21 protein-coding genes are annotated in these 24,824 nt (G+C 68.8%); 10 read left to right on the top strand and 11 right to left on the bottom strand.

Features of this window, described 5'->3' with window-relative positions:
- Positions 1 to 36 precede the first annotated feature (36 nt).
- The 4 genes from gcvT to LF262_RS12680 all read left to right on the top strand — a co-directional run bounded on the left by gcvT (position 37) and on the right by LF262_RS12680 (position 4,475).
- Positions 37 to 1,197 (top strand): glycine cleavage system aminomethyltransferase GcvT, encoded by a 1,161-nt coding sequence (gene gcvT / locus LF262_RS12695; protein ID WP_235780761.1) that lies wholly within the window; start codon positions 37 to 39, stop codon positions 1,195 to 1,197.
- Positions 1,198 to 1,261: 64 nt separating this feature from the next.
- Positions 1,262 to 1,642 (top strand): glycine cleavage system protein GcvH, encoded by a 381-nt coding sequence (gene gcvH, locus LF262_RS12690; protein ID WP_235780760.1) that lies wholly within the window; start codon positions 1,262 to 1,264, stop codon positions 1,640 to 1,642.
- On the top strand, positions 1,639 to 2,973 hold the full coding sequence (glyA, locus tag LF262_RS12685; protein WP_308190534.1) for a serine hydroxymethyltransferase: 1,335 nt from the start codon (positions 1,639 to 1,641) through the stop codon (positions 2,971 to 2,973). The genes gcvH and glyA overlap by 4 nt, the downstream gene beginning before the upstream one ends.
- Before the next feature lie 89 nt (positions 2,974 to 3,062).
- A complete protein-coding gene (locus tag LF262_RS12680; protein ID WP_235780759.1) occupies positions 3,063 to 4,475 on the top strand; it encodes an L-serine ammonia-lyase in 1,413 nt (470 codons plus the stop codon).
- Positions 4,476 to 4,488: 13 nt separating this feature from the next.
- Here LF262_RS12680 and LF262_RS12675 read toward each other — a convergent pair whose 3' ends face one another.
- The gene (locus LF262_RS12675; protein WP_235780758.1) at positions 4,489 to 5,061 is read right to left on the bottom strand and encodes a type 1 glutamine amidotransferase domain-containing protein; all 573 of its coding nucleotides are present in this window, start codon (positions 5,059 to 5,061) and stop codon (positions 4,489 to 4,491) included.
- Positions 5,062 to 5,178: 117 nt separating this feature from the next.
- Between LF262_RS12675 and LF262_RS12670 the strand changes: the two genes are divergently transcribed.
- Both LF262_RS12670 and LF262_RS12665 read left to right on the top strand, forming a co-directional pair.
- On the top strand, positions 5,179 to 6,318 hold the full coding sequence (locus tag LF262_RS12670; RefSeq protein ID WP_235780757.1) for a lipid II:glycine glycyltransferase FemX: 1,140 nt from the start codon (positions 5,179 to 5,181) through the stop codon (positions 6,316 to 6,318).
- A gap of 12 nt (positions 6,319 to 6,330) precedes the next feature.
- Positions 6,331 to 8,046, top strand: a complete 1,716-nt coding sequence (locus tag LF262_RS12665) for a threonine/serine exporter family protein (RefSeq protein WP_235780756.1) — start codon at positions 6,331 to 6,333, stop codon at positions 8,044 to 8,046.
- A gap of 37 nt (positions 8,047 to 8,083) precedes the next feature.
- Here the strand turns inward: LF262_RS12665 and LF262_RS12660 are convergent, their stop codons facing one another.
- Positions 8,084 to 8,953, bottom strand: coding sequence for a siderophore-interacting protein (locus LF262_RS12660; protein ID WP_235780755.1), 870 nt, complete (start codon positions 8,951 to 8,953; stop codon positions 8,084 to 8,086).
- Positions 8,954 to 8,998: 45 nt separating this feature from the next.
- Positions 8,999 to 9,682, bottom strand: a complete 684-nt coding sequence (locus LF262_RS12655; protein ID WP_235780796.1) for a uracil-DNA glycosylase — start codon at positions 9,680 to 9,682, stop codon at positions 8,999 to 9,001.
- 192 nt (positions 9,683 to 9,874) lie between these two features.
- On the opposite strand from LF262_RS12655, the gene LF262_RS12650 reads away from it, so the two are divergent.
- The 4 genes from LF262_RS12650 (at position 9,875) to groL (ending at position 14,038) form a co-directional block, all read left to right on the top strand.
- Entirely contained in the window at positions 9,875 to 10,192 is a 318-nt protein-coding gene (locus LF262_RS12650) for a DUF3263 domain-containing protein (protein WP_235780754.1), read from the top strand.
- 48 nt (positions 10,193 to 10,240) lie between these two features.
- The gene (locus LF262_RS12645; RefSeq protein WP_235780753.1) at positions 10,241 to 10,879 is read left to right on the top strand and encodes a LytR C-terminal domain-containing protein; all 639 of its coding nucleotides are present in this window, start codon (positions 10,241 to 10,243) and stop codon (positions 10,877 to 10,879) included.
- A 38-nt stretch (positions 10,880 to 10,917) separates the two neighbouring features.
- Entirely contained in the window at positions 10,918 to 12,138 is a 1,221-nt protein-coding gene (locus LF262_RS12640; RefSeq protein WP_235780752.1) for an ABC transporter substrate-binding protein, read from the top strand.
- A 271-nt stretch (positions 12,139 to 12,409) separates the two neighbouring features.
- On the top strand, positions 12,410 to 14,038 hold the full coding sequence (groL, locus tag LF262_RS12635; RefSeq protein WP_235780751.1) for a chaperonin GroEL: 1,629 nt from the start codon (positions 12,410 to 12,412) through the stop codon (positions 14,036 to 14,038).
- 142 nt (positions 14,039 to 14,180) lie between these two features.
- On the opposite strand, the gene LF262_RS12630 is transcribed toward groL, so the two are convergent.
- The 8 genes from LF262_RS12630 to LF262_RS12595 form a co-directional block, all read right to left on the bottom strand.
- Entirely contained in the window at positions 14,181 to 15,116 is a 936-nt protein-coding gene (locus LF262_RS12630; RefSeq protein ID WP_235780750.1) for a ribonuclease HI family protein, read from the bottom strand.
- 132 nt (positions 15,117 to 15,248) lie between these two features.
- Positions 15,249 to 15,539 carry a WXG100 family type VII secretion target gene (locus tag LF262_RS12625; RefSeq protein ID WP_235780749.1) on the bottom strand — a complete coding sequence of 97 codons (291 nt, stop codon included), beginning with the start codon at positions 15,537 to 15,539 and terminating at the stop codon, positions 15,249 to 15,251.
- A gap of 165 nt (positions 15,540 to 15,704) precedes the next feature.
- The gene (locus tag LF262_RS12620; RefSeq protein WP_235780748.1) at positions 15,705 to 17,267 is read right to left on the bottom strand and encodes a sensor histidine kinase; all 1,563 of its coding nucleotides are present in this window, start codon (positions 17,265 to 17,267) and stop codon (positions 15,705 to 15,707) included.
- A 2-nt stretch (positions 17,268 to 17,269) separates the two neighbouring features.
- Positions 17,270 to 17,983, bottom strand: coding sequence for a response regulator transcription factor (locus LF262_RS12615; protein WP_235780747.1), 714 nt, complete (start codon positions 17,981 to 17,983; stop codon positions 17,270 to 17,272).
- A 91-nt stretch (positions 17,984 to 18,074) separates the two neighbouring features.
- Positions 18,075 to 20,000: a multicopper oxidase family protein gene (locus tag LF262_RS12610; RefSeq protein ID WP_235780746.1), complete on the bottom strand. Its 1,926-nt coding sequence runs from the start codon at positions 19,998 to 20,000 to the stop codon at positions 18,075 to 18,077.
- A gap of 37 nt (positions 20,001 to 20,037) precedes the next feature.
- Positions 20,038 to 20,496, bottom strand: a complete 459-nt coding sequence (locus LF262_RS12605; protein WP_235780745.1) for a DUF6220 domain-containing protein — start codon at positions 20,494 to 20,496, stop codon at positions 20,038 to 20,040.
- A gap of 252 nt (positions 20,497 to 20,748) precedes the next feature.
- Entirely contained in the window at positions 20,749 to 22,857 is a 2,109-nt protein-coding gene (locus LF262_RS12600) for an MSCRAMM family protein (RefSeq protein ID WP_235780744.1), read from the bottom strand.
- A gap of 223 nt (positions 22,858 to 23,080) precedes the next feature.
- Positions 23,081 to 24,808, bottom strand: coding sequence for a DNA repair helicase XPB (locus LF262_RS12595; RefSeq protein ID WP_235780743.1), 1,728 nt, complete (start codon positions 24,806 to 24,808; stop codon positions 23,081 to 23,083).
- Between the last annotated feature and the right edge of the window lie 16 nt (positions 24,809 to 24,824).

The following is a 24,824-nucleotide window of genomic DNA, read 5'->3' as shown; positions in this document are numbered from 1 at the left end:
CCCTCGACCCCGCTCAACCTTCGCTAGGAGACTTCCATGACTGAAACGACTACCGGCCAGGCCACGGCCGAGAAGCACACCGCGCTCTACGACGAGCACGCAGCCCTCGGGGCGTCCTTCACAGACTTCGGCGGCTGGCAGATGCCGCTCAAGTACGGCTCGGAACTTGCGGAGCACCGCGCCGTCCGCGAGGCCGCTGGGCTGTTCGATCTCTCCCACATGGGTGAGGTCTGGGCCACGGGCCCCCAGGCGGCCGCGTTCCTCGACTACGCGCTCGTGGGAAAGCTCTCGGCGGTCGCCGTCGGGAAGGCCAAGTACTCGCTGATCTGCACTGAGGACGGTGGGATCATCGACGATCTGATCGTCTACCGTGTGGCCGAGGAGGACTTCCTCGTCGTCCCCAACGCAGGCAACGCACTCACTGTGGCCGGCGAGCTCGAGGCGCGACGCACGGCCTTCGGCGCAGAGGGCGTGACGCTGCGCGACGCCTCCGCCGAGACTTCCCTTGTGGCGGTCCAGGGCCCGAATGCCGAGGCGATCCTCCTCTCCGTGGCCGGCTCCGAGGACCACGAGGACATCCGCCAGCTCAAGTACTACGCCGGCATCGAGGTGGACATCGCTGGCGTTCCGGTGTTCCTTGCCCGCACGGGCTACACCGGCGAGGACGGGTTCGAGCTGTTCGTCGGCAACGAGCTCGCGGTCCAGCTGTGGAAGGCACTCGAGGAGGCCGGCAACGCCCACGGCCTCGTCCCGTGCGGTCTCGCGGCCCGCGACTCGCTGCGCCTCGAGGCTGGCATGCCGCTCTATGGCAATGAGCTTTCCCGCGAGGGGTCGCCGTTCGCCGCAGGTCTGGGCGGCGTCGTCGCCCTCAAGACCAAGGAAGGCGACTTCGTGGGCCGGGCCGCGCTGGAGGCGAAGAAGGCTGAGGGCGAGGGCACCACGACCGGTCGGCGTCTGGTGGGACTGAAGGGGCTTGGGCGGCGCGCTGCGCGCTCGCACTACCCGATCCTCGTCGACGGGGTACCGGTTGGCGAGGTCACCTCCGGCCAGCCCAGCCCGACGCTCGGCTACCCCATCGCGCTTGCGTACGTCGATGTGGCCCACTCGGCGGTCGGCACCAAGGTCGACGCGGATCTCCGCGGCAAGGCCGAGCCGTTCGAGGTCATCCAGCTGCCGTTCTACAAGCGCCAGAAGTAGTTCACCCAGCGCCCTCCGGCGCCCGCTGATTTTTCCCCTTCGAAGAAGAACAGGAACACCGCCCATGAGCAAGGTCCAGTCCGGCCTCCGCTACTCCGAAGAGCACGAGTGGCTCGACACCGACGCAACGCCCGCCAAGATCGGCGTCTCCCAAGTCGCCGCCGACGCGCTCGGCGACGTCGTCTACCTCGACCTGCCTGAGGCTGGCAGCGAGGTTGCCGCTGGTTCGACGTGCGGCGAGATCGAGTCCACGAAGAGCGTCTCCGATCTCTACTCGCCGGTCTCCGGCACTGTCGTCGAGGTCAACCAGGAGGCCATCGACAACCCGGCCCTGGTGAACGAGGACCCCTACGGCGCCGGCTGGCTCTTCACGGTCGAGGTGACCGAAGAGGGCCCGCTGATGACCGCCGAGGAGTACGCGGCCAAGAACGGCGGCGAGCTGTGAGCGCGGCGACGGTGCCGGGCACCGACAGGGCGCAGTTCGAGCAGATCCGTTCGGTGTCCCTAGACGCCGACATCGCCGAGCTGGACCCGGAGATCGCCGCGTCGATCGACGCCGAGGCAGACCGCCAGCGCGGAGGCCTCGAGATGATCGCCTCGGAGAACCACACGGCCGTCGCGGTCATGCAGGCCCAGGGCTCCGTGCTCACGAACAAGTACGCGGAGGGCTATCCGGGCCGCCGCTACTACGGTGGCTGCGAGCACGTCGACGTGATCGAGCGGCTCGCGCTCGACCGTGTCAAAGCGCTGTTCGGTGCCGAGTACGCCAATGTCCAGCCTCACTCGGGGGCGCAGGCCAACGCGTCGGTGATGCATGCGCTCATCAAGCCCGGGGACACCGTGATGGGGCTGAACCTGGCCCACGGCGGACACCTCACACACGGGATGAAGATCAACTTCTCCGGCAAGCTCTACAACATCGTCCCGTACCAGGTCCGGGAGGATGATCACCGCATCGATATGGCCGAGGTGGAGCGCCTCGCGCAGGAGCACCGGCCGCAGCTCATCGTGGCCGGTTGGAGTGCCTATGCGCGCCAGCTCGATTTCGCCGAGTTCCGCCGGATCGCCGACTCCGTGGGCGCGTACCTCATGGTCGACATGGCACACTTCGCGGGCCTCGTGGCCGCCGGCCTGCACCCCTCGCCCGTCCCGCACGCCCACGTGGTGACCTCGACGACGCACAAGACCCTCGCTGGTCCGCGCGGCGGCATCATCCTCACCAGTGACGCCGACATCGCGAAGAAGATCAACTCCGCGGTGTTCCCCGGACAGCAGGGCGGCCCGCTCGAGCACGTGATCGCGGGCAAGGCCGTCGCCTTCAAGATCGCCGGCTCGCCGGAGTTCAAGGAGCGCATGGAGCGCGTGCTCGCCGGCGCGAAGATCCTCGCCGAGCGGCTGATGCAGGACGACGTCAAGGCCGCCGGCATCGGCGTGGTGTCCGGCGGGACGGACGTGCACCTGGTCCTCGTGGACCTGCGCGACGCGGCCCTCGACGGCCAGCAGGCCGAGGACCGGCTCGCGGCGATCGACATCACTGTGAACCGGAACGCGGTCCCGTTCGATCCGCGCCCGCCGATGGTCACCTCTGGCCTCCGGATCGGGACGCCCGCCCTCGCAACGCGCGGCTTCGGCCACGCCGCGTTCCGCGAGGTCGCTGACATCATCGCCGAGGCGCTCATCGCCACCGATGGTGCGGATCTGACTCCGCTCAAGGCGCGCGTGGACGCCCTCGCCGCAGCGCACCCGCTCTACCCCGGGGTCGCCGACCTCCACTGACCCGGCTGCGGGGTCCTTGGCTCGCTCAAGGGCCCGCCAGGGACCCCGCAAACCGCAGGTCAGCACAGTCTTCAGGAAGGAACCAGGTCATGGCCGTCGGCGTTTTCGAACTGTTCTCCGTGGGCATCGGCCCGTCCAGCTCCCACACCGTAGGCCCGATGCGGGCAGGTGCGGTGTTCGCGCGCGAGCTGCGCGAGAAGGGCTTCCTCGAACGCGTCGCCTCGCTGCGCGTGGACCTCTACGGCTCCCTCGCGGCAACCGGCCATGGCCACGGCACGTTCACCGCCGTGCTCCTGGGCCTCGAGGGCTTCGAACCCGAGGAGATCCTCCCCGAGCAGGTCGAAGAACGGCTCACCGCCATCGCCGAGACCGGCACCCTCAACCTCGCCGGGGGCCGCGAACTGCCCTATTCGGTCGAGGAGATCGTGCTCCATCCCCTCACGGTCCTGCCGCGGCACACGAACGGCATGAAGTTCCAGGTCTTCAGCGCAGAGGGCGCCGACGGGCCGGGAGAGCTGCTGCACGAGGCCACCTTCTTCTCCGTGGGAGGCGGGTTCATCGTCCGCGAGGGCGAGGAGGCCTCGGCCCAGAAGGACCTCGACGAGTCCAAGAAGGAACTCCCTTTCCCGTTCCGCACAGCCGCCGAGCTGCTCGGCCGCTGCTCCTCGAAGGGCCTCTCGATCAGCGACATCATGCTCGTGAACGAGAAGGCCTCCCGTTCGGAAGAGGACATCCGAGCAGGACTCCTCCACATCTGGTCCGTCATGGAGGCCTGCGTCGAGTCCAGCCTCAAGAGGGAGGGGATCCTGCCCGGCGGCCTCAAGGTGCGCCGTCGTGCGCCCGATTGGCACGAGCGGCTCCTGAAGGAGGACAAGGACCGCGACCCCAAGTACTGGCAGGAATGGGTCAACCTCATCGCCCTCGCGGTGAATGAGGAGAACGCGTCCGGCGGGCGGGTCGTCACAGCGCCCACCAACGGCGCGGCGGGCATCATCCCCGCCGTCCTGTACTACGCGCTCAACTATGCCCCTGGCATGGACAAGGCAACGCAGGAGGACAAGGACGACGTGGTGGTGCGGTTCCTCCTGGCCGCCGGTGCCATCGGCGTGCTCTACAAGGAGCAGGCGTCCATCTCGGGGGCGGAGGTGGGCTGCCAGGGCGAGGTCGGCTCGGCGTCGTCCATGGCGGCTGCCGGGCTCGCGGAGGTCATGGGCGGCACTCCCGCGCAGGTCGAGAACGCGGCCGAGATTGCGATGGAGCACAACCTCGGCCTCACGTGCGATCCTATTGGCGGCCTCGTCCAAGTCCCTTGCATCGAGCGCAATGCCATCGCCGCCGCGAAGGCGATCAACGCCGCGAAGATGGCGCTCTGGGGCGACGGCACCCATCGCGTTTCCCTGGACGAGGTGATCGTGACCATGCGTGAGACCGGCAGGGACATGAGCAGCAAGTACAAGGAGACCGCGATGGGCGGGCTCGCCGTCAACGTCGTGGAGTGCTGAGGCCGCGCTGAGCTCAGATCTCCGCGTGCTGCCCCTCGGAGATCTCCTCGAGCATCTTCGAGCAGAAGGCCTCGAGGTCTCCGGGGTTTCGCGAGGTTGTCAGCCCGCGGTCGGTCACGACCTGCTCGTCTACCCAGTCGGCCCCGGCATTGCGCAGATCCGTCTGCAGGGACGCGTACGACGTCATGCGCCGCCCTTGGACGAGGCCGGCCTCGATGAGGATCCACGGTGCGTGGCAGATCGCCGAGATCGGCTTGCCGGCCTCCGCGAAGGACTTCACCAGGGCCACCGCGTCCCCCTCGAGCCGCAAGCGGTCCGCATTGATTGAGCCGCCCGGGAGCACCAGCGCGTCAAAGTCCTCGGCGCGGGCCTGGGAGAGCGGAACGTCCACGGCAAAGGACTCCCCGTGGTCCCAGTCGTGCGTCATGGCGGTGACCTGTCCGCTCTCGGGGGACACGAGGACCGGCTGGCCGCCGGCCTGCTCAACGGCCTTCCACGGCTCCGTGAGTTCAGACTGCTCGACGCCCTTGGTGAGGAGGAACGCGACCTTCTTGCCAGTGATGTTTCCTGTGGTGTTCTGTGTCATGCCTTCCGCATTTCCCGATGCGGCGGCGGGCAAACCTCCCGTCCCCGGCGAGGGGGAAGCGGGCCGACTGACTAGACTGGCATAGGCCCCCATCCGCGATTGAAGGACTCAGCCCCCTTGAGCAGCCTCCCTGCCCGTCCCACCCTGACCGACCCCAGGTTCATCGCCCGCTTCGCGAGCCCGGACGAGATCGCCCACTGGGACAAGCACGTCACCGCGAACCCGAATGGCGGAAATCTCCTGCAGTCGGCCGCCTTCGCGGCAGTCAAGCGGAACTTCGGCTGGGAGGTGAGGTTCCTCGTGCTCGAACCTGCCAGCCACGCGGGCGGGGCCGAGGTACCAGCACAGCCGAGCTACAACCTCGTCCTCGAGAAGTCGTTGCCCGTCCTCGGCAGATTCTGGTACCTCATCAAGGGACCCGACGTCGTCGACGTCAACGAGGTCCCTGCGGCCCTCGAGGCGATCAAGGGCCTCGTGGCGCGCGAGCGGCTCGGCGTCTTCGCCGTCAAAATTGAGCCTGACATCATTGACTCCGAGGACGCCCGCGCCGTGCTGACAGGCGCGGGCCTCGTCAAGGTCCCGAACCTCCAGCCCAACGACTCGACGGCAATCCTGGACATCGCCCCCGAGCCCAGGCTGGTCCTCAAGAGCCTGCACTCCCGCGGACGCAACGCCGTCCGCCGCGCCGAGCGCGAGGGGGTCGAGGTGGTCGAGGCCGAGCCCACACTGGAGAACTACCGCGCGATGCACGCCCTCATGACTGGAACGCTCAACGCCAAGTCCAACACCGGGGCCCAGGTGCGCGGCTTCGAGTACTACCGGCAGTTCTGGACGGAGTTCACCTCCCGGGGCCAGGGCCGGCTCTACTTTGTCTACGAGAACGGCCGCCCCGCGGTGGGCGCCTTCGTGATCAACTATGGCCGCAAGGGCACATACAAGGATGGCGGTTCGCTCCAGCGGCGTACCCAGTATGGCGACTCCCACCTCGTCCAGTGGACCGCCACCAACAGGGTCAAGGAGCTCGGCTGCACCGAGTTCGACTTCTGCGGAACCCCGCCGGCGGACCGGCTCAAGGACACCTCGCACCCGTTCCACGGCCTTGGCCTGTTCAAGACCTCGTTCACCAAGACCGTGACGGACTTCGTGGGCTGCTGGGATTTCGTGATCGATCCTCTCCGCTACAGGGCGTGGAGCACGGCGGGCGAGCGCATCGCGCGCCAGCTCTACACGCGCCGCACGGGCCAGCAGTTCTACTGATCGGGGCGCGCCATGGCTGACGCGGGGAAGACGTCCGCACGCGAAGCCGCCGGCGATCCCGTCGCTGACGGCTACGACCCCCACGGGGACATCCCCGCGGGGGCTATACCGCAGATCGCACCCGTCGCCTTCACGGACGTCGCGCCCGTTGCGCGGCCCATCCCCTCGGCCAGCACCTCCGGAGCGGGCAGGCGCACGACGGCGGGTGGGGAACCGCCGTCGTCCGCCCCGCCCCGCGTCGGGGCGCCACAGGCAGGGGCAGGCACGCCGGAACCCGGCGCGGGCGGCGGCCCCACGACACAGCCGATCACCGCGTCCCAGGTGCGGGCCAACGCCGCGGCCAAGCGCGTCCTGGCCCGGCTCATGCTGGGCGAGAACCCGCCCACCGCGCCGATGAGCATCGTGGAGCGCCTGGCCGGAAGCCCCTACGCCAACCCCTCGATCCCGGCCGGTCCCGACGTGTCCGCGCGGCGAACCCTCGACTTCGCACTCGAGCTTGCCGAGACGATGTTCCGGTACGGCGCGGGCGCACTCGAGGTCGAGACCTCGATGATCGCCGTGACCACCGCCCTCGGTCTGCGCCACGTCGAGGTGGACATCACCAACCAGTCGGTCGCGATCAACTATGCGCCCCAAGAGGGGACTCCGAGCTCGCTCCTGAGGGTGGTGCGATCGTGGACGTCCAACTATGCCGGACTCGTGCTCGTGCACCAGCTCGTCACCGAGATCACCGCCGGCGGGGTGGGCCTGAACGAGGCCACACGCAGACTGCAGTCCATCTCGCGCCGCGCCAAGCCCTTCCCCAAATGGGCCGTGACCGTCGCGTTCGGCGCGTTTGCGGCCTCGTTCGTGGGGGTGCTTGGGGGCGGGCTCCTCGCCTCGCTCACCGCATTCGCCTCGAACCTGCTCGTCTCGCTCGTGGGGCGGGTGCTCGGCCGGTGGCGGGTGCCTGACTTCTTCACCACCCTCGCGAGCTCGTTCCTCGTGACGATGATCGCGCTGCTCATGTTCGCCGCGCACCTGCCGATTACGCCCACGATCGTGGTGGTGGGGGGAATCCTCCTCCTCCTGCCGACGGCGCGGCTCGTCTCGGCGACCCAGGACGCCATCAACGGCTTCCCCGTCACTGCAGCGGGGCGGTACCTCTCGGCTTTCCTGACGTTCGCCGCCCTCGTGGCGGGCATCTCCGTGGCGACGGCCATCGGGGAGATGCTCGGGATCGAGCGGATCGACGTCACGGAGACCTTCCCGCCCGCCTACCCCTACGTGGTCGAGGTGCTGCTCATCGGGGTGGCCGTGGCGGCGATCGCTGTGACGGAGCAGAGCGCACGCCGGCTCGTACTGCCCACGGCGGCCGTGGGCGTGGCCGGGTACCTCGCCTTGACGGGAGTCCAGCTGCTCGGGGTGGGGGACAGGCTCGCACCCGCTGTGAGCGCCGTGGTCATGGGCTTCCTCGCCCGGATTGTGGCGCTCCGGCTCGGGGCTCCCCAGCTCGTGGTCGCCGTGCCGGCGGCCCTCATCCTGCTGCCCGGCCTGACGATCTTCCGATCCATGTACATCGCGACGGTCGACGCCACCCAGATCACCTCCGGTGCCGGCGGAATGCTCACCGCGATGGCTATCATCCTGGGCGCGGCGGCGGGAGTGGTGCTGGGCGACAACCTCGCACGGCCGTTCACGCGCAGCGCGACCTCGCTCGAGCGCCGCCGCCGGGCGCGCAGGAGATGATCCTCACGCGCACGAGACAACCCTCGGAGGGCGACCCTCAGATCTGCCCGACCGGTAGCTTCTTCTCCGCCTGGAACTCGTCCTCCGCGCGGCCCCGTGCCCAGTACCCGGACAGCGAGAGCCGCTCCCGCGGCACGCCGCGCTCCTTGAACACCGCCCGCAGCTCCTTCATGGCGCCGCGCTCGCCGTGTGCGAAGACATGGGGAGTCCCCGGCAGCCACGCGGCCCCCGCCACGGCCTCGGCGAGGATCACGGTCTCACCGGCCGGGTATCCCTCGCGCGAGAGCCACCGGAGCTCGATGCCCTTGGGTGCGGCGAACTCGAGGACGTCCAGGGCCGAGCCGACCTCGAGGAACGCCATGCCCCGGGCGTCCTCGGAGAGGGCTTCGAGGGCGGCGGCGATCGCGGGGAACGCGGACTCGTCCCCCGCGAAGAGGTGCCACTCGGCATCCGCCGAGGGGGAGTAGGCTCCACCCGGACCCGCGCACACGAGTCGGTCGCCGGGGACCGTCGCAGCAGCCCAGGGTCCGGCGAGGCCCTCGTCACCGTGCACCACGAAGTCCACCGCGAGCTCGCGGGCGGCCGGATCGAACCAGCGCACGGTGTATGTGCGCGTCACGGGCCACTGTTCGCGCGGGAGCTGTTCCTTGAGCGCGGGAAGGTCCACCGGCCCCTCGGGCCAGACCCCGCCCGGAAGCACGGTGGGGAAGGAGATCTTGACGTACTTGTCCGTGAATCCGTTGTCCGCGAACGCGTCGAACCCCTTGCCGCCTGCAACGACGCGGACCATGTGGGGCGTGATCTGCTCGGTGCGGAGGACAGTCAGATCGAGTGTTGGGCGCGGCTTCTTCACGGGCCGCGCGGACTCGGCGGGCGCCGCGGCGGCGCGTTCAGGGGATTGCGTCATGCCTCCCAGCGTATCCTTCCGGCGCTTCGACGCCTCGTTGCTCCCTCAGCCCCCGCGCGCAGCCCACCGGACCGGCTCCGCCCCCTGCGCCGTGAGCAGCTGGTTGGCCCGGCTGAACGGCCGCGATCCGAAGAATCCGCGCGAGGCGGACAGCGGCGAGGGGTGGGCGGAGGAGATGATCGGCGTCGTGCCCAGCAGCGGCGCGAGCGATTGGGCGTCCTTGCCCCACAGGATCGCCACGAGGGGGGCCCCGCGTCCCACCACGGCCCGCACGGCCGCGTCGGTGACGGCCTCCCAGCCCAGTCGCCGATGCGAGCCGGCCGCGCCGGCGCGCACTGACAGCACCCTGTTCAGCAGCAGGACCCCCTCGTCCGCCCACGGCGAGAGGTCTCCCGTGGTGGGCGCGGGGACGCCGAGATCGTCGGCGAGCTCGCGGTAGATGTTCGCCAGGCTCTTGGGGAGCGGGCGGACGTGCGCGTCGCACGCGAACGAGAGTCCGATCGCGTGGCCCGGCGTCGGGTAGGGGTCCTGGCCGACCACGAGCACCTTGACCTCGCTCAGCGGGCGGCTGAACGCCCGCAGCAGGCGGGAGGGGGCAGGGAGGATCTCACCGCCGTCGTGCGCCTCTGCTGCGAGGGCGCGCAGGGCCGCGCGCAGCGTGGGCTCGCACGGTGCGAGGGCGCGGGCCCACTCGGGGTGGACTAGCTCCCCAAGCGGCGCCGTGGCCATCGCGTCGAGTTGGCGGGCTTCGGAGACGCGCGCTTGCGCGGACGACGCCGGCCTGGCGCCTCCGCGGCGCGGCTCGCCCTCCGCAGGGCCAGGCAGATCGAAGAGAGGCTCGGCATCCATCACGCCAGCCAGTGTGCCAGAGCCGGGCGAGGTGAAATGACATCGCTGTAGTTCCCTCTTAGGCTTAGGGGCATGTCGGCAGCCGCACACCACGCCCATGCACGTGACGACAGCACCCAGGCCCACGGCCAGACGCCCGCCGAGCTCACCGAGCGCGAGGTGCAGATGCTCGCCCTCGAGCGCGGATGGTGGAAGTACGCAGGGGCCAAGGAGCAGGCCATCAGGGAACTCTTCGACCTCTCGGCGACGCACTACTACCAGCAGCTGAATGCGCTCATCGACACTGAGGCTGCGCTCGCGCACGATCCGATGCTCGTCAAGCGGTTGCGTAGACTGAGGACGTCGCGGCAGCGTGCCCGCACTGCTCGCCGGATCGGCGGGGGCGCCTGACGCTGCCCATTGTCCCCCAGCTGGCCACCACAAGGACCTGACCCAGGCATGAACACGTATTCGCGCGACGAATTCGACGCTGTCCCCGAGTCGCCCCGCAGACAGGGCGTGCACAGGACACGTGGGGGGACGAGAGCCGATGGCGGGGCGCCGTCCGCTCAGGGGCTCCGCTGGATTCTGGCCGCTGCGATCGTCGCGCTCGTGATCGGGGCCATCGCCTACTTCGTGCTTCCCAACATCGGGCTCAACCCGTCGCCAGCCGCCGCAACGAGTTCCACCGCCTCCAACGCACCAAAGGCTTCCAGCGGCCCCGCCTCCCCCAGCACGCCGGCGGCCTCCTCCCCGGCCAGCCGTGCGCCGTCGTCCGCCGCACCCACGGCGCCGCCCACTACGGCCGCGCCCGCGCAGGCGGACAAGTCTCTCGAGGTCGGTGTGTACAACGCGTCCGGCATCGCTGGACTTGGCACCCGCGCGGCTGCCACGGCCCGCACAACTGGATGGGCCGTCTCGACGGTTGGCAACTGGGGCGGTGCGCCGGTCAACGCCTCGGTCGTCTACTACCAGAGCGCCGCGCAGGCCGCCTCGGCGAAGGCACTCGCTGCGGATGTCGGCATCGCAACCGTTCAGGAGGCTCCGGCGCTGGGGCTCCCGCTGGCCGTCGTGGTCGGCCCGGGGTACGCCGGCTGATGGTGCCACTTCGGGGAGCGCGCAGGCCCCTTGCCGCAGTGGCGCTCGCCTCTGTGCTGGCGCTCGCGGCGTGCGCAGGGGCGGTGGATGCGCGCAATGCGTCTCCCCCGGCCTCGGGCGACGGCGTGCTGCGGCTTGGCCTGCTCCTGGACTCGACGGGGGAGTCGCAGTACCTCAACGACGCCCAGCGCGCGGCGGTGGTCCTCGCTGTCCAGCAGGCCAACGCAGCCGGCGGCTTCGGCGGCAAGCCTGTGGAGATGCTGCCTCCCGAGACTGGGTCTGACATGGAGGCCGCCGCTCGGCACCTGATCGCAGCCGGGGCCGACGCCGTGATCGGCCCCACTGACTCGGGCCACGCGCGCACGGCCATCGACGTCCTCTCCCTGGCCAAGGTTCCCCTGATCTCCCCGGCCAACACCGCCGCCTCGCTGAGCACCTACCGCAGCGGCGGCTACTACTTCCGCACCGCGGCCCCCGAGGGCGCGGAGGGCGCCGCGCTCGTGGAGCTCGCACGGCGCGCCGGAGCGAAGAGCATTGCGATCCTCCACCAGGCGGGGGACCACGGCAAGGCCGAGGCGGACGGTGCCTCCGCCGCGGCCCGGGCGGTGGGCCTGAAGGAAACCGGAAGCACCGAGTTCACGGGCCACGCTGCCGGTGCGGCAGCGGGCGGGGCGAAGGTCGCCGACGCCGTGGTCCTGATTGCACAGACAGAGGGGCAGGCCATCCTCGCTGGCGTGCGGGACGCGGGGGTCCCCGGCTCGAGGCTCCTCCTCTCGAGCGGGCTCCTGGGCCGCTACGGTCCGGCGCTGGCCAACCGCGCGCTGGAAGGCGCCAAGGCGGTGGTCCCCGGCGTGTTCCCGGACTCTGAGTTCCAGTCCGCCGTGCTCGAGCACGCGCCCGGCCTCACGGACATGACCTTCGCCGCCGAGGCGTACGATGCTGCCTCGCTCGCCATCCTCTCGGCAGGCGCAGCGAAGGACGACGGCGGGCCCTCCATCGCCTCGAAGCTCGTCTCCGTCTCGGGCGGCTCGGTGCAGGGAAACGGCTCGGTGCAGGGAAACGGACAGCGGGAGAAGTGCACGGGGCTCCCTGCATGCCTCGCCTCCCAGGCCAAGGGGACCTCCGTGGACTATGACGGGCAGTCGGGCCCGATCGCGTTCGACTCCCACGGCGATGTCACCACGGCCCGCTTCATGGTCTTCGGCTTCGGCGCCGACAACCTGCCCACGCGCAACGACGAGGTGACCGTCACGCAGTAACCCGCGCGCGGCTTGGTGCGCTGCGGGCGAACGCGCGCGGCGAGGCGCGTGACAACCCGCCCGCGCGCTTGCACTCGGAGTGGGTGAGTGCTAAACATTGACCTAGCACTCTTGCGGTGAGACTGCTAAACCAGTTGATCCGCGGGAGACAGGAACACCTTGCTGGGGTGAGGCGCACGCTGACCGCGACATCGCGGGAGGGGCGCCGGCCGTCGCGGGCGCTGCAGCAGGTGGCCTACCGACAGACACGTCCCGAAAGGACCAAGCCGTCATGGCCAAGATCATTGCATTCGACGAAGAGGCCCGCCGCGGTCTCGAGCGCGGCCTGAACCAGTTGGCCGACGCCGTCAAGGTCACCCTCGGCCCTCGTGGCCGCAACGTCGTCCTCGAGAAGAAGTGGGGCGCCCCCACGATCACGAACGACGGTGTCTCCATCGCCAAGGAGATCGAGCTCGACGACCCGTACGAGAAGATCGGCGCGGAGCTCGTCAAGGAGGTCGCCAAGAAGACCGATGACGTCGCAGGCGACGGCACCACCACCGCCACCGTCCTCGCCCAGGCCCTCGTGAAGGAAGGCCTCCGCAACGTTGCCGCCGGCGCCGATCCGCTCTCCCTCAAGCGTGGCATCGAGAAGGCCGTCGAGGCCGTCACCGCCGAGCTGCTCGAGTCCGCCAAGGAGATCGAGACCAAGGAGGAGATCGCCGCGACCGCGTCCATCTCCGCCGGCGATGCGCAGATCGGCGAGCTCATCTCCGAGGCCCTCGACAAGGTGGGCAAGGAGGGTGTCATCACCGTCGAGGAGTCCAACACCTTCGGCCTCGAGCTCGAGCTCACCGAGGGCATGCGCTTCGACAAGGGCTACCTCTCCGCGTACTTCGTCACTGACGCTGAGCGCCAGGAGACGGTCCTCGAGGATCCGTACGTCCTCATCGTCAACTCGAAGATCTCCTCGGTGAAGGACCTCGTTGCGGTCCTCGAGCGCGTCATGCAGGCCAACAAGCCGCTGCTGATCATCGCCGAGGACGTCGAGGGCGAGGCCCTGGCCACGCTGATCGTCAACAAGCTCAAGGGCACGTTCAAGTCCGTTGCCGTCAAGGCCCCGGGCTTCGGCGACCGCCGCAAGGCCATGCTCACGGACATCGCGATCCTCACCGGCGGTCAGGTCATCGCCGAGGAGGTTGGCCTCAAGCTCGAGAACGCCACGCTCGACCTTCTGGGCAAGGCCCGCAAGGTCGTCGTGACCAAGGACGAGACCACGATCGTCGAGGGTGCCGGCGACGCCGAGCAGATCGCCGGCCGCGTGGCCCAGATCCGGGCCGAGATCGAGAACTCGGACTCGGACTATGACCGCGAGAAGCTCCAGGAGCGCCTCGCCAAGCTCGCCGGCGGCGTGGCCGTCATCAAGGCGGGCGCGGCCACTGAGGTCGAGCTCAAGGAGCGCAAGCACCGCATCGAGGATGCCGTCCGCAACGCGAAGGCTGCCGTTGAGGAGGGTATCGTCGCCGGTGGTGGAGTGGCCCTCATCCAGGCCGGCGCCAAGGCGTTCGCCAACCTCGCCGTCGAGGGCGACGAGGCCACGGGTGCCAACATCGTCAAGGTCGCCATCGAGGCGCCGCTGAAGCAGATCGCCTTCAACGCCGGCCTCGAGCCCGGCGTCGTCGCCGACAAGGTCCGCGGTCTGCCCGCCGGCCACGGCCTCAACGCCGCCACGGGTCAGTACGAGGATCTCCTCGCCGCTGGCGTCAACGACCCGGTCAAGGTGACCCGCTCTGCGCTGCAGAACGCCGCCTCGATCGCGGGCCTCTTCCTCACCACCGAGGCCGTCGTGGCCGACAAGCCGGAGAAGGCCGCACCGGCCATGCCCGGTGGCGACGACATGGGCGGCATGGGCGGCTTCTAACCGTCCCACCTCCTCCTTCCTGGATTCGGGAGGCGCTAGGAGCCGCGAATCACGACGGCGGGGTCTCCACTTCGGTGGGGACCTCGCCGTCGGCGTTCGTGGAGTCAGACGTGCGGGACCCGGCGGAAGGCGGGAGCGGGTCTCAGGCCTCCGGCGTGCCCTGGTGGAAGCGGACTCGCCAGCGGCCCTCCGTGCGCTGCCACAGCGAGGAGCGCAGCTCGGAGGCGGTCTCAGCCACGGTCCGGTACACGATGTGGATGAGATCATCGGCAAGCGGCACGGCGTCGAGGAGCTCGAAGCGTGGCGCCTGCCCGCCCCTCTGGACGAGCTCCTCGATGAGTTCCTCTCGATCCCACAGGCGCCCGGACGCGCCGATTTCCTGAAAGTCGGGGTGGAGGAGGTAGGCGAGCTGGCCGTAGTCGGTCCGGACATCGGGGTTGAGGAGCGACTGTTCAAGCTCGACCACCGCATCGAGGTCGCGCGGCTGCCCGGCCTCGGCGGCCTCCGGCGCGATCTCGTCGAAGAGGCTGGCCTGTTCGCTCGCCGGCCGGTCCGGTTGGCCCGCGGGGCCCGGGGCTCCTGCCGTGCCCGGCGCTGCCGCGCTCACAAGGGGGACACCGAAGCCCGGACCCTCGCCGGGCGCCCGGCCGGACTGAAACGCGAGGGCAACGGCGCGGGCCTTGGCGTCCGCGGCCTCGTTGAGAGCATGGCCGGCATGGCCCCTGACCCATTCGAAGGTGTAGTCCCGCCCAGCCAGTTCGGCGTCGATCTGTGCGAGGAGGTCGACGTTGAGCACCGGCTTGCCGTCCGCCTTCTTCCAGCCGCGCCGCTTCCACCCGGGCATCCACTTGGTGATGCAGTTGATCACGTACTGGCTGTCGCAGAGGATGCGCAGTGGCTCATCCGCCATGTGCACGGTTGAGCGGAACAGATCGAGGACTGCCATGAGCTCGCCCTGGTTGTTCGTCCCGTGGGGCCACCCGCCCGCGTGCCAGTGGTCTTCGTCGACGTACCAGGCCCAGCCTGCGGGGCCGGGGTTGCCGAGGGCGGAGCCGTCTGCGGCGGCAGTGATGGTCATGGGTCCATCCTGCCAGAGCCCGCTGTCACTGCTCGCAGAACGGCAACCCGCGGCTGCACGCCGCCGCAGGCTTCGGCCTGCCCGGCCCCAGCTGCGGGAAGGGCGGGCAGGCCGACGTCAGGGGAGCGGGGTTCAGCTGGCAAAACGATGCATGTTGCTCGTCTCGATGTCCCCGTAGGCGGTGCCCGCGTGGTGCAGTGCCGCGCCGATCTGGCCCAGGGAGGCCTCGACCTGTGCCTGGGTTCGCGACCAATCTGCCACGAGGGCCTGGAAGCTGTTGGACGCCTGCCCCTCCCAGGTGGCTCGCAGGTTCTCGAGGTTGTTTCGCATCGACTGCACCTCGGCGCGCACGCGCTCCGAGGTTGCCAGCACGGCCTGGGCGCTCGAGCCGATCGCCTCGGTGTCCACCTTCATGATCGCCATGGTTCCCGTTCCTTCCCTGATAAGTCGCGGCCGATCCGCTCCTCTGCCTCGACCCTAGGAAGGGCTGCCACCGCGCTGCAGCAACGCGCACCCGTATGTGGACAACCCGCGGAAATGTGCCGTCTGCGCGGAGGAGAAGTGACCAGTGCGGGTGGCGACGCAGCGTCAGGTGCGTTGAGTGCCCGTGCCGCCGTGCGCCGTCGTGCGCTCCGAGCTGCGGGTCCAGCCGTTCCCGGACGCGCCCGCGTCGCCGGATCCGGTCGGGGGCTCGGACGGTCTGTCCGGCACCAGCACATACGGCATCTCGATCACGAAGGTCGAGCCCCCGCCGGGGGTGTCCTGGTACCTCACGGTGCCATGATGGGAGCCGATGATCGCTGCCACGATGGCCAGACCCAGGCCCGTTCCGCCGGTCTCGCGCGTGCGGGAGGTGTCCGCGCGGTAGAAGCGCTCGAAGATCTTCGCCGCGTCCTTCTCCTCGATCCCCGGCCCATGGTCCCTGAGCTCGAGGACGGCCGTCGCTCGGGGCCCCTGATGGCGCGTGCCGACCGCCACCTCGAGCGGGCTGCCGGCTGGCGTGTACTGAAGGGCGTTCCCGATCAGATTGCCGACCACCTGACGGATCCGGGCCTCGTCACCGAGCGTCGGCGCCGCACTCGGCGCAGGGCCGTCGAGCCCCACGAGCCGAACCTCGCGGTCCGGGGCAGACGCGCGCACGTCCACCACCGCGTCATGGCCCACCGGCAGCAGGTCCAGAGGCTTGAGCACGAGCGGCCGCTGCTCGTCTAGCCTCGCGAGGGTGAGCAGGTCCTCGACCATCGTGCCCATGCGCTTGGCCTCGCTCTCGATGCGGCCCATCGCCGTCGCCACCTCATCGTCCGTGGCGAGTGCGCCGTGCCGGTACAGCTCTGAGAACCCCCGGATGGTCACGAGCGGTGTCCTGAGTTCGTGCGAGGCGTCGGAGATGAAGCGCCGCATCCGCCCCTCCGACGCCATGCGCGCCTGGAAGGCAACCTCGATGTGGGAGAGCATCGCGTTGAGCGAGGTGGAGAGGCGTCCGAGCTCGGTGCCCGGGGCCTCCCCGTCGACGCGCTGGGAAAGGTCCCCCGCGGCGATCGCTGCCGCCGTCTTCTCGACTCGCCGCAATGGCCGGAAGGCCCGCGTGACCGTCCACATGGCGATGGCGAACACCGAGGCGAGCGTCACAATCCCCACGCCGGCCGTGAGGCCGAGCGTGTGCTGGATGGCGTCCTCGACATCGGTCAGGGGCAGGGCGATGACGATCGCGGCGGGGGCATTGCCGGCCACGATCCGCACCGGTATCGCCGTGTAGCGCCAGGAGATCGAGTTGACCGTCCCCCGGACCTGGCGCACCTCGTCCCGCTGCTGCATCGTCCGCGCCTCGTCCGGCGTGATCGCCGGGATGTCGGGGCGGCCGGAGGCGTCGTCCGGCGCGTAGTAGACGCTCGGAGATGCGCCCTGCGGGTAGATGACGAGCACATAATCCTGCGGGACTATGGGGTTCGGGTTGGTCAGGAGGTCGATGTCCTGGTTGTTCTTGGCGAAGTCGGAGGCTGTGGTCAGCCGGAGGTCGAGCTGGCCCACGAGGTACGTCCGCAGCTGGGTCACGGTGACCGCCGCGGTCAGGAAGATGGCGCCGGTGAGGAGGACCATCATGATCGCGACGAGCTGCGTGCGCAGCGACGCCCTCTTCCAGTGGGCGAGCACCTCTAGCGCTTCTCCGCCGTCCGCAGCACGTAGCCCACCCCGCGCTTGGTCTGGATGAGCCCGGGTCCGTTGGCATCCACCTTCCGGCGCAGGTAGGAGATGTAGGACTCCACGATCGAGGCGTCCCCGTTGAAGTCGTACTCCCACACGTGGTCAAGGATCTGCGACTTGGACAGGACACGGTTCGGGTTGAGCATGAGGTAGCGCAGGAGCTTGAACTCGGTCGGGGAGAGGTCGATGCTCACGCCGCCGCGCCGCACCTCGTGCGCGTCGTCGTCGAGCTCGAGGTCGTCAACGCGGATCACCGCGTCGTCGTCCAGCACCGGTTGGGTGCGGCGCAGGACGGCGCGGATGCGCGCGACGACCTCGTCGAGGCTGAAGGGTTTGGTGACGTAGTCGTCGCCGCCCACCGTGAGGCCCTGGACCTTGTCCTCGGTCTCGTCCTTCGCGGTGAGGAAGAGGACGGGCACGTGCCGCCCGGCCGCCCTGAGCTTGCGCGTGACGGTGAAGCCGTCCATGTCCGGCAGCATGACGTCGAGGACTACGAGGTCAGGAGACTGTGCCTCTGCCGCGGCCAGCGCCTCGCGCCCGTTCCCGGCCGCCACGACCTCGAACCCCGCGAAGCGCAACGAGGTTGAGAGGAGTTCCCGGATGTTGGGCTCATCATCGACGACGAGGAGCTTGGCTTCGTGGTCAGTCTTCTTCACAGTCCCCATCGTGCCCCCAGTTTCTGAGAATCTTCTGGACGTTGGCTGTGCGGTGTGGCCGGGCGTCCTCGATGGAACCGAGGTGGTTGGCGAACGTGACTCATTCCGGACGGTTCGCGGATGACCCGTCCTGTCTGAAGGGCGACTCGATCCCCTCGTAGGCGAGGTGGAACACCATGCCGTCCCGCGCGTGGTTCAGATTGTGGCAGTGGTCCATCCAGATCCCGGGATTGTCCGCGGTGAGCAGGACCGTCCAAGTCTGCCCTGGCCGCACTTCCAGGCTGTCCATGCGCAGCTCTCCCGTGACGGCTCTGCCGTCGATGCTGACCACGCGGACGTGATGGCCGTGCGGGTGCATCGGGTGGATGTCGTCGCTGCGGTTCACCAAGGTCAAAAGCACCTTCTCGCCCTGGTGCACCACGAGCGGCGGGATGTTCGGGTACACCGCTCCGTTGACGGTAAATGCGAATTTCGGCAGGCCGTCGACGAACCGCAGGAGGTGGTCGACGACGTAGGTGGCCGCGGCGTCTGCGGTCGGTGCCGGCGCCGCCGCTGGCAGGCCGTACGAGGTGAGGTCGAGTTCCGGTCCCGCGGCGTAGCGGGGCGCGGACGACGGTGCGGGCGCCCCTGGCGGGACGAGGGTGAGACCGCCGCTGCGGGAGCCTTCAAGGGCGATCTGCACCGCGTGGTCGGGCATGGTGAGCGCGACGTCGTAGCGCCCGCCTGCCGCGAGGGGCAGCGCTACACCGGTGAGCTCCGTGCCGCCGGTGATGTCGCCGCCGTCCACCGCGGCGAGCCGGAATGCGGCTCCGGCCACGCTGAACCGCTGGGAGAGCTGGTCCGTATTGATCAGCCGGACCCGTACCGAGGTGCCCGGAGCAACCGTCTCCGCCCACGTGCCGGCGTGGCTGCCGAACAGGGTAGACCCGCCGATTGAGTGAACGGGAACGGTGAGGTCCTTGACGCCGGAGGAACTCCCTGGTGAAGGGTCCACGATGAGCGCCCCATACAGCCCGAGCGGCACGTCCGCCGATCCGTTCTGGTGGGTGTGGTACCAGTAGGTTCCCGCCTGGGCGGCCGGGAACTCGTAGGTGAAGGACTGACCGGGCATGACGGCATCTTGGGTCACCCCAGGCACACCGTCCATGGCATCCGGCACGTCATAGCCGTGCCAGTGGAGCGTGACGCCGTCCGCGACGGAGTCGTTGACGAGGGTAACCCTGATGGTCTCGCCCTGGACGGCCCGCAGCTCCGGACCGGGCAGGGAGCCGAACGTGATCGCACTTACCGTGCGCCCGTCATCGAGTGCCACCTTCTCTGCGCGGGCATGCAGCGTGAACTCGCGTACCGCCCCCGTGGGCGGTGCGGCGCGGAGGGTATCGACGCCACGGACGGCGGATGCGGGCTGCATGGCTGAGCCGACGGTGTGATGCCCCGCCTCGTGGAAGGACGACGGCGCGGCCGCCCGGCTGTCCATCCATGCCACGGAGAGCGACCCGGCAAGGAGAGCCACGCCGAGAGCCCCGGCGGCCACGACGGCGCGGTGCCGCCACCCCTTCGTGAGGCCGACGCTCGCCACCCCTGTGCCGATCACCGCCATTGCGGCGAGCACGGCGAGGGGAAGCCACCCTGCCGGCGTTCCCAGGGTGAGGGCTGCGAGCGCCCCGGCGGCCGTGAGCGAGGCGGCAGCGGCAAGGCCAGCTGAGCGCCACTGCGGGGCCTTGGCCGGAATGAGCGGCGGAATCACGACCGCGGCGAGGCCAGCCAGGCAGCCGGGTGCGGCCAGCGCTGTGGCCCCGAGCAGCCGATCGCCGGTGAGTGCGGGTGTGCCCGTGAGTAAGACTCCGATTCGCAGGGCCCCGAGAACTATTCCGAGGCCGGCGGCGGCCCCGGCGCCCCACCGCGGGAGCCAGCCCGGCGGCGTCGCGCGCGCGAGGACCAGCGTTGCGGTGAGCGCACCCGCCCACGCCGCGGCGCAGGCCACGGCGAGGATCAGGTCGACGCCGAGGACGGCCGAGCTGGCCATGGTAAGTGTCCGAGGAGGGCGGTGCAGCGGGTGCGGATCAGACCGTCGCTGCGGGCCGCGGAGCTTCGGAGGCCTTGGTCACCGAGCCGGTCTTGTCGAGGCGGCGGGCGCGCAGGAACAGCCAGTAGCAGCTGAAGATGATGAGCAGGCCCGTCACGGCGTGCGTCGAGACGGCCCAAGCCCCGGCAACCGTCGGGTTGTCGCGACCCGCGCCCGTCAGGATACCGCCGACGATGAAGACGAGAAGCTGGACCCAGGTCAGCAGGAAGACGCCAACCGTCAGCCAGATGGTGTTCTTCCCGGCTCGCGCCAGGGCAGCAAAGACAATCGACAGCAGCGCGAGCGAACGAAGCACTACCTGGCCGTTGAAGGCGTGGTAGTCGAATGCGTCGTCCCCGATCACGTGCGAGCCGAAGGTGCCGAAGGCCGCGAGGTAGAGCTGGACGATGGTGTCGAGGAACATGAGGGCAGTGACGACGAGGAATGCCTTGCGCATGGGAGTCTCCAGATGAGTGTGCGATATGGAGGTGATTGGACCGAATCGAGTCCTCACGCCCCGGTCAGAGCGCCCAGCGAGGACTGGAGGTGCTTCCCAGCACCTCCAGCGTAGACCGCGTCCGGCACGCTGTAAACATTTATCCAATTGATGGATGGAGACGCCAAAGAGGGGGCCCCGTCCTGGGCGGACAGGGCTCCCGATGGATGCCGGCGGTGCCGGTGGTTCAGGCCCGCTCAAGCGGGCAGTGGGTCACTGCGGGATGTTGACACCTGCCAAGTGGCTGCCTGTGCCTTCGGGGCTGAATGTAGCTCCGCCGAGGCCGCACAACGTCGCCGCGTCCGGCCCACCGACTGGCGCCGAGCCAAGCGACTGGACGGGCGCCGAACGATCGAGGCTAACGCTGCTGCTGTACAGCGAGTGATCGGCGTTCTTGCAGACTAGGACGATGACCGTGAACTCGCGCGGATCGGTGAAGCTGAGCGGTACTGTCGCACCAGCCCCAACGACGACCCCGGTCTGGTCGGGCGCGGTGGTGTATCCGGTCGGAGTCGTGGTCTCACGCACCGTGTAGGTGCCGGGCAACACGTTCGTGAACGAGCAGTTGCCGCTCGCGTCGGTCGTGCAGGTGAGGCTATCGGCTGTGCTGGCTGGCAGCGCGTTGCCCGTCGAGTCGAGGAGCGTGAAGATTGCCCCGGCTAGGGCGGCAGGCGGCGTCGCGTCGTCCTCCTTGTGCACGGTGATCGTGCCGCGATGCGTGTTGGTGAATGTACACGTCCAGTTGTCGCCTGGTGCCACTGAGACATTCGCGGTCGAGGTGGTGAATGTCTTGGTAGTTGTGCCATTGGTGCATGACAGGCCCGTGAGGTCGAACCCTGTGGTTGACCCCTCTGTGAAGGAGTAGGTGCCGGGCTGGATGCTGGCGAACGTCGAGTTTGAGTTCGAGGTTGGCGTTCCTGCCGCTGTCGTCGTGATCGAGAACGGCGTACCAGCGGTCCCGTTGAGGATGTCGGTGTAGTTGAACGTACCTACTCCACCGACTGTCGTCTTCTCAACCTTGATCGCACCATGCGCCGTGTTCTCGAAAGTGCAGGTGACATTCTCGCCCGCCACGAGAGTGACCGCCGCGGCCGTGTTTCCTGTCAGCTGCGCCGTCGAGGTGCCGGGTGAGCCGTCAGTTTTGAGCGCGTTGCACTTCAGGCCCGTTGGATCAAAGCCAGATGTAGTCTCCTCAGTGAATGTGTACGTCCCCGCACGAAGTGCCTTCGTATCCGTGCTGCCGACCGGCGTGATGGCGACGCTTGCCGGGTTAGTGGTCGCGGTCGTGGTAAGGCTGAACGAACCGGGGATGGTCGTGGCCGTCGAGGCAGTGGTGTAGTTGAAGGTGCCCACATCACCAATGGACTTCTTCGCGATGGTGATCGAGCCGCACTTCTGGAAGCCAAGGTTGATCGGCAGGATAAAATCCTTGACCTCAGAAGTGAACGAGTCCGAGGACCGGCTCTTGACATAGGCGTTGTTGAGCGTCACGCACGAGTCCGCCTTGATGATGCCGGCTCCCTCGAGATTTACGGCTGTCTCACCGAACGTGAACGGGTCGAGTACGCCCGGCGCCGTGGTGAGTACGGTGCCAACAAACGGGTCGCTGGCTTGGCCAGTTTTTGTGTTGACAGACGCCTGGAAGTTGTCGATCTGTCCGCTGGAGTTTGCAATTTGAGTGCCAATCCCCCAGCAGGGTGGCGCCGCGGCTGATTGGCATGTGCCAGAAGTCGCGTTCCATGGGTACCAGATGATGGTCGGGCTCGTTCCGCCGTTGGCCAGATGGAAGTCCATGAGGATATCGCCGTTTGTCCGGACCGGGATTCCGTTGGCATCGACCAGCTTGCTCTGGTTGAGCTCGAAGTCCATGTTTGTGGTGCCGGACGGGTTGTTCTGCCGCTCCCACGCGAGGTACGCAAAGTCAGCTGACTTGCCCGTCGTCGGATTGGTCTCGGTCTTGACTTTGGCGAAGAAGCGCGTGAGATCGCTCTTGTTGGGCGGAATCGCTCCGCTGACTACCGACGGTGTGAAGTCGTCTTCCTTCGTGCCGTTGCCGAACGCATTGTCGTTCTTCCCGGCCGCAAGGTCATCGCGACAGAAGGACTTGAATGTGCTGTCCGAACAGCTGACGCCGAAGGCAGGCGTCGTCCAATCGACTTCAGGGGACGTCGCAGCGAGTGAGCCGTTGCCTGCATCAAAATTGGTTCCCGGGAGCGTGGCCGCGCTAATCGGTCCGGCCGTGGCGAAGACGAGCACGCCCACGCCGAGTAGCGCACCCCATCGGGTGCGATGGATGAGTTTCATTTGGGAGTTCTCTTCCAAGAGAACGAATACCAATGCCCGCGCGGCATTGCGCGCGAGCGGCCCCCAGCAGCCTCAGCGGGCGTCAGACACACGCCCCGTGGACCCGTAGTGCGGACGGGATGCGCTGCCCCCAGCGCCGCAGGTCCACCGCCCCCAGCGGGCCTGCCGTGCCCATTGTACGAGCGATCTAGCCAGGAAATGCGACCCATATCGCGACAATTCGCGTCACACAGGAAACCGCTCAGGAACCCGGAATGTCCCCGGCATCGAGGATCCGATAGGCGTATCCCTGTTCGGCCAAGAACCGCTGCCGCTTCGCAGCGAAGTCCTGATCGAGCGTGTCCCGGGCTACGAGCGCATAGAAGCGGGCTGCCCGGCCGTCTGCCTTGGGCCGCAGGAGCCGGCCGAGCCGCTGGGCCTCCTCCTGACGGGACCCGAACGAGCCCGAGACCTGGATGGCCACCGATGCCTCGGGCAGGTCGATCGAGAAGTTCGCCACCTTGGACACGACGAGCCGCTTCTCCTCGCCCGCGCGGAATGCGTCGAAGAGCCGCTGCCTCTCCTTGACGCTCGTGGCGCCGGTGATGACGGGCGCGCCGATGCGCTCGCCGATCTCTCCGAGCTGGTCGAGGAACTGGCCGATCACCAGGAGCTGCTCGTCCGCGTGCCGGGCCACAAGCGTCTCAACCACGCCGGTCTTCGTCTCACTCGCCGCGCACAGCCGGTACTTGTCCGCCTCGTCGGCCATGGCATACGCCATCCGTTCGTCGCGGGGAAGGTCCACGCGCACTTCTACGCAGTCCGCGGGCGCGATGTACCCCTGCGCCTCGATGTCCTTCCACGGAGCGTCGTACCGCTTGGGCCCGATGAGTGAGAACACCTCTCCCTCGCGGCCGTCCTCGCGCACGAGTGTCGCCGTGAGCCCGAGCCGCCGCCTCGCCTGGAGGTCCGCGGTCATGCGGAAGATCGGCGCCGGGAGCAGGTGCACCTCGTCATAGATGATGAGGCCCCAGTCGTTTGCATCCAGCAGCTCGAGGTGCGGGTACAGGCCGCCGCGTTTGGCGGTGAGGACCTGGTAGGTCGCGATGGTGACCGGCCGGACCTCCTTCACTGCGCCCGAGTACTCGCCGATCTCGTCCTCGGTCAGCGTGGTCCGCTTGAGCAGCTCGCTGCGCCACTGCCTTGCCGAGACCGTGTTGGTGACGAGGATGAGCGTGGTGGTGGACGACTGGGCCATCGCTGCCGCCCCCACGAGGGTCTTCCCCGCACCGCACGGGAGCACGACGACGCCGCTGCCGCCCGCCCAGAAGTTCTCCGCCGCGACGCGCTGGTACGGCCGGAGCGCCCATCCGCCGCGTGCCGCCGCCGGTGAGGCGGACGACGCCGGCGAGGTGCCGACGTCGTGCGTCCCGCCTTCCGCGGCGGGAGCCGCTACGGTCTCGGTGAGGGCGATCGGGTGCGGCGTGCCGTCAACATAGCCAGCCCGGTCCTCGGCGGGCCAGCCGATTTTGAGCAGTGCCTGCTTCAGCGCTCCGCGCTGGGAGGAGTGGACAACGGTGGTCTGCGCATCGATGCGCGGGCCGAGCATGGGGGCGATCTTCCTGGCCCTATGGACCTCCTCGAGCACCGGGAAGTCCTCGGACCGCAGCACGAGCCCGTGCACGGGGTCCTTCTCGAGCCGGAGCCGCCCATAGCGGGACATGGTCTCCTCGATGTCGATCAGGAGCGCGTGCGGGACCGGGAAGCGCGAGTACGTCAGGAGCGTGTTGAGGACCTGCTCGGCGTCGAGGCCGGCGGCCCTGGCGTTCCACAGCCCCAGCGGCGTGATCCGGTATGTGTGCACGTGCTCGGGCGCCCGCTCGAGCTCGGCGAAAGCGGCGATGGAGTGGCGTGCGTCGGTGGAGTCGGGGTGGTCGACTTCGAGCAGGATCGTCTTGTCACTCTGGACGATGAGTGGTCCGTCACTCACGCTGGCGCCTCCTCCT

This window comes from Sinomonas notoginsengisoli (genome assembly GCF_021554725.1).
Taxonomy (GTDB): domain Bacteria; phylum Actinomycetota; class Actinomycetes; order Actinomycetales; family Micrococcaceae; genus Sinomonas; species Sinomonas notoginsengisoli.
Note: the sequence above shows the minus strand (reverse complement) of the source record. Positions and strands in the feature narration are given on the sequence as shown.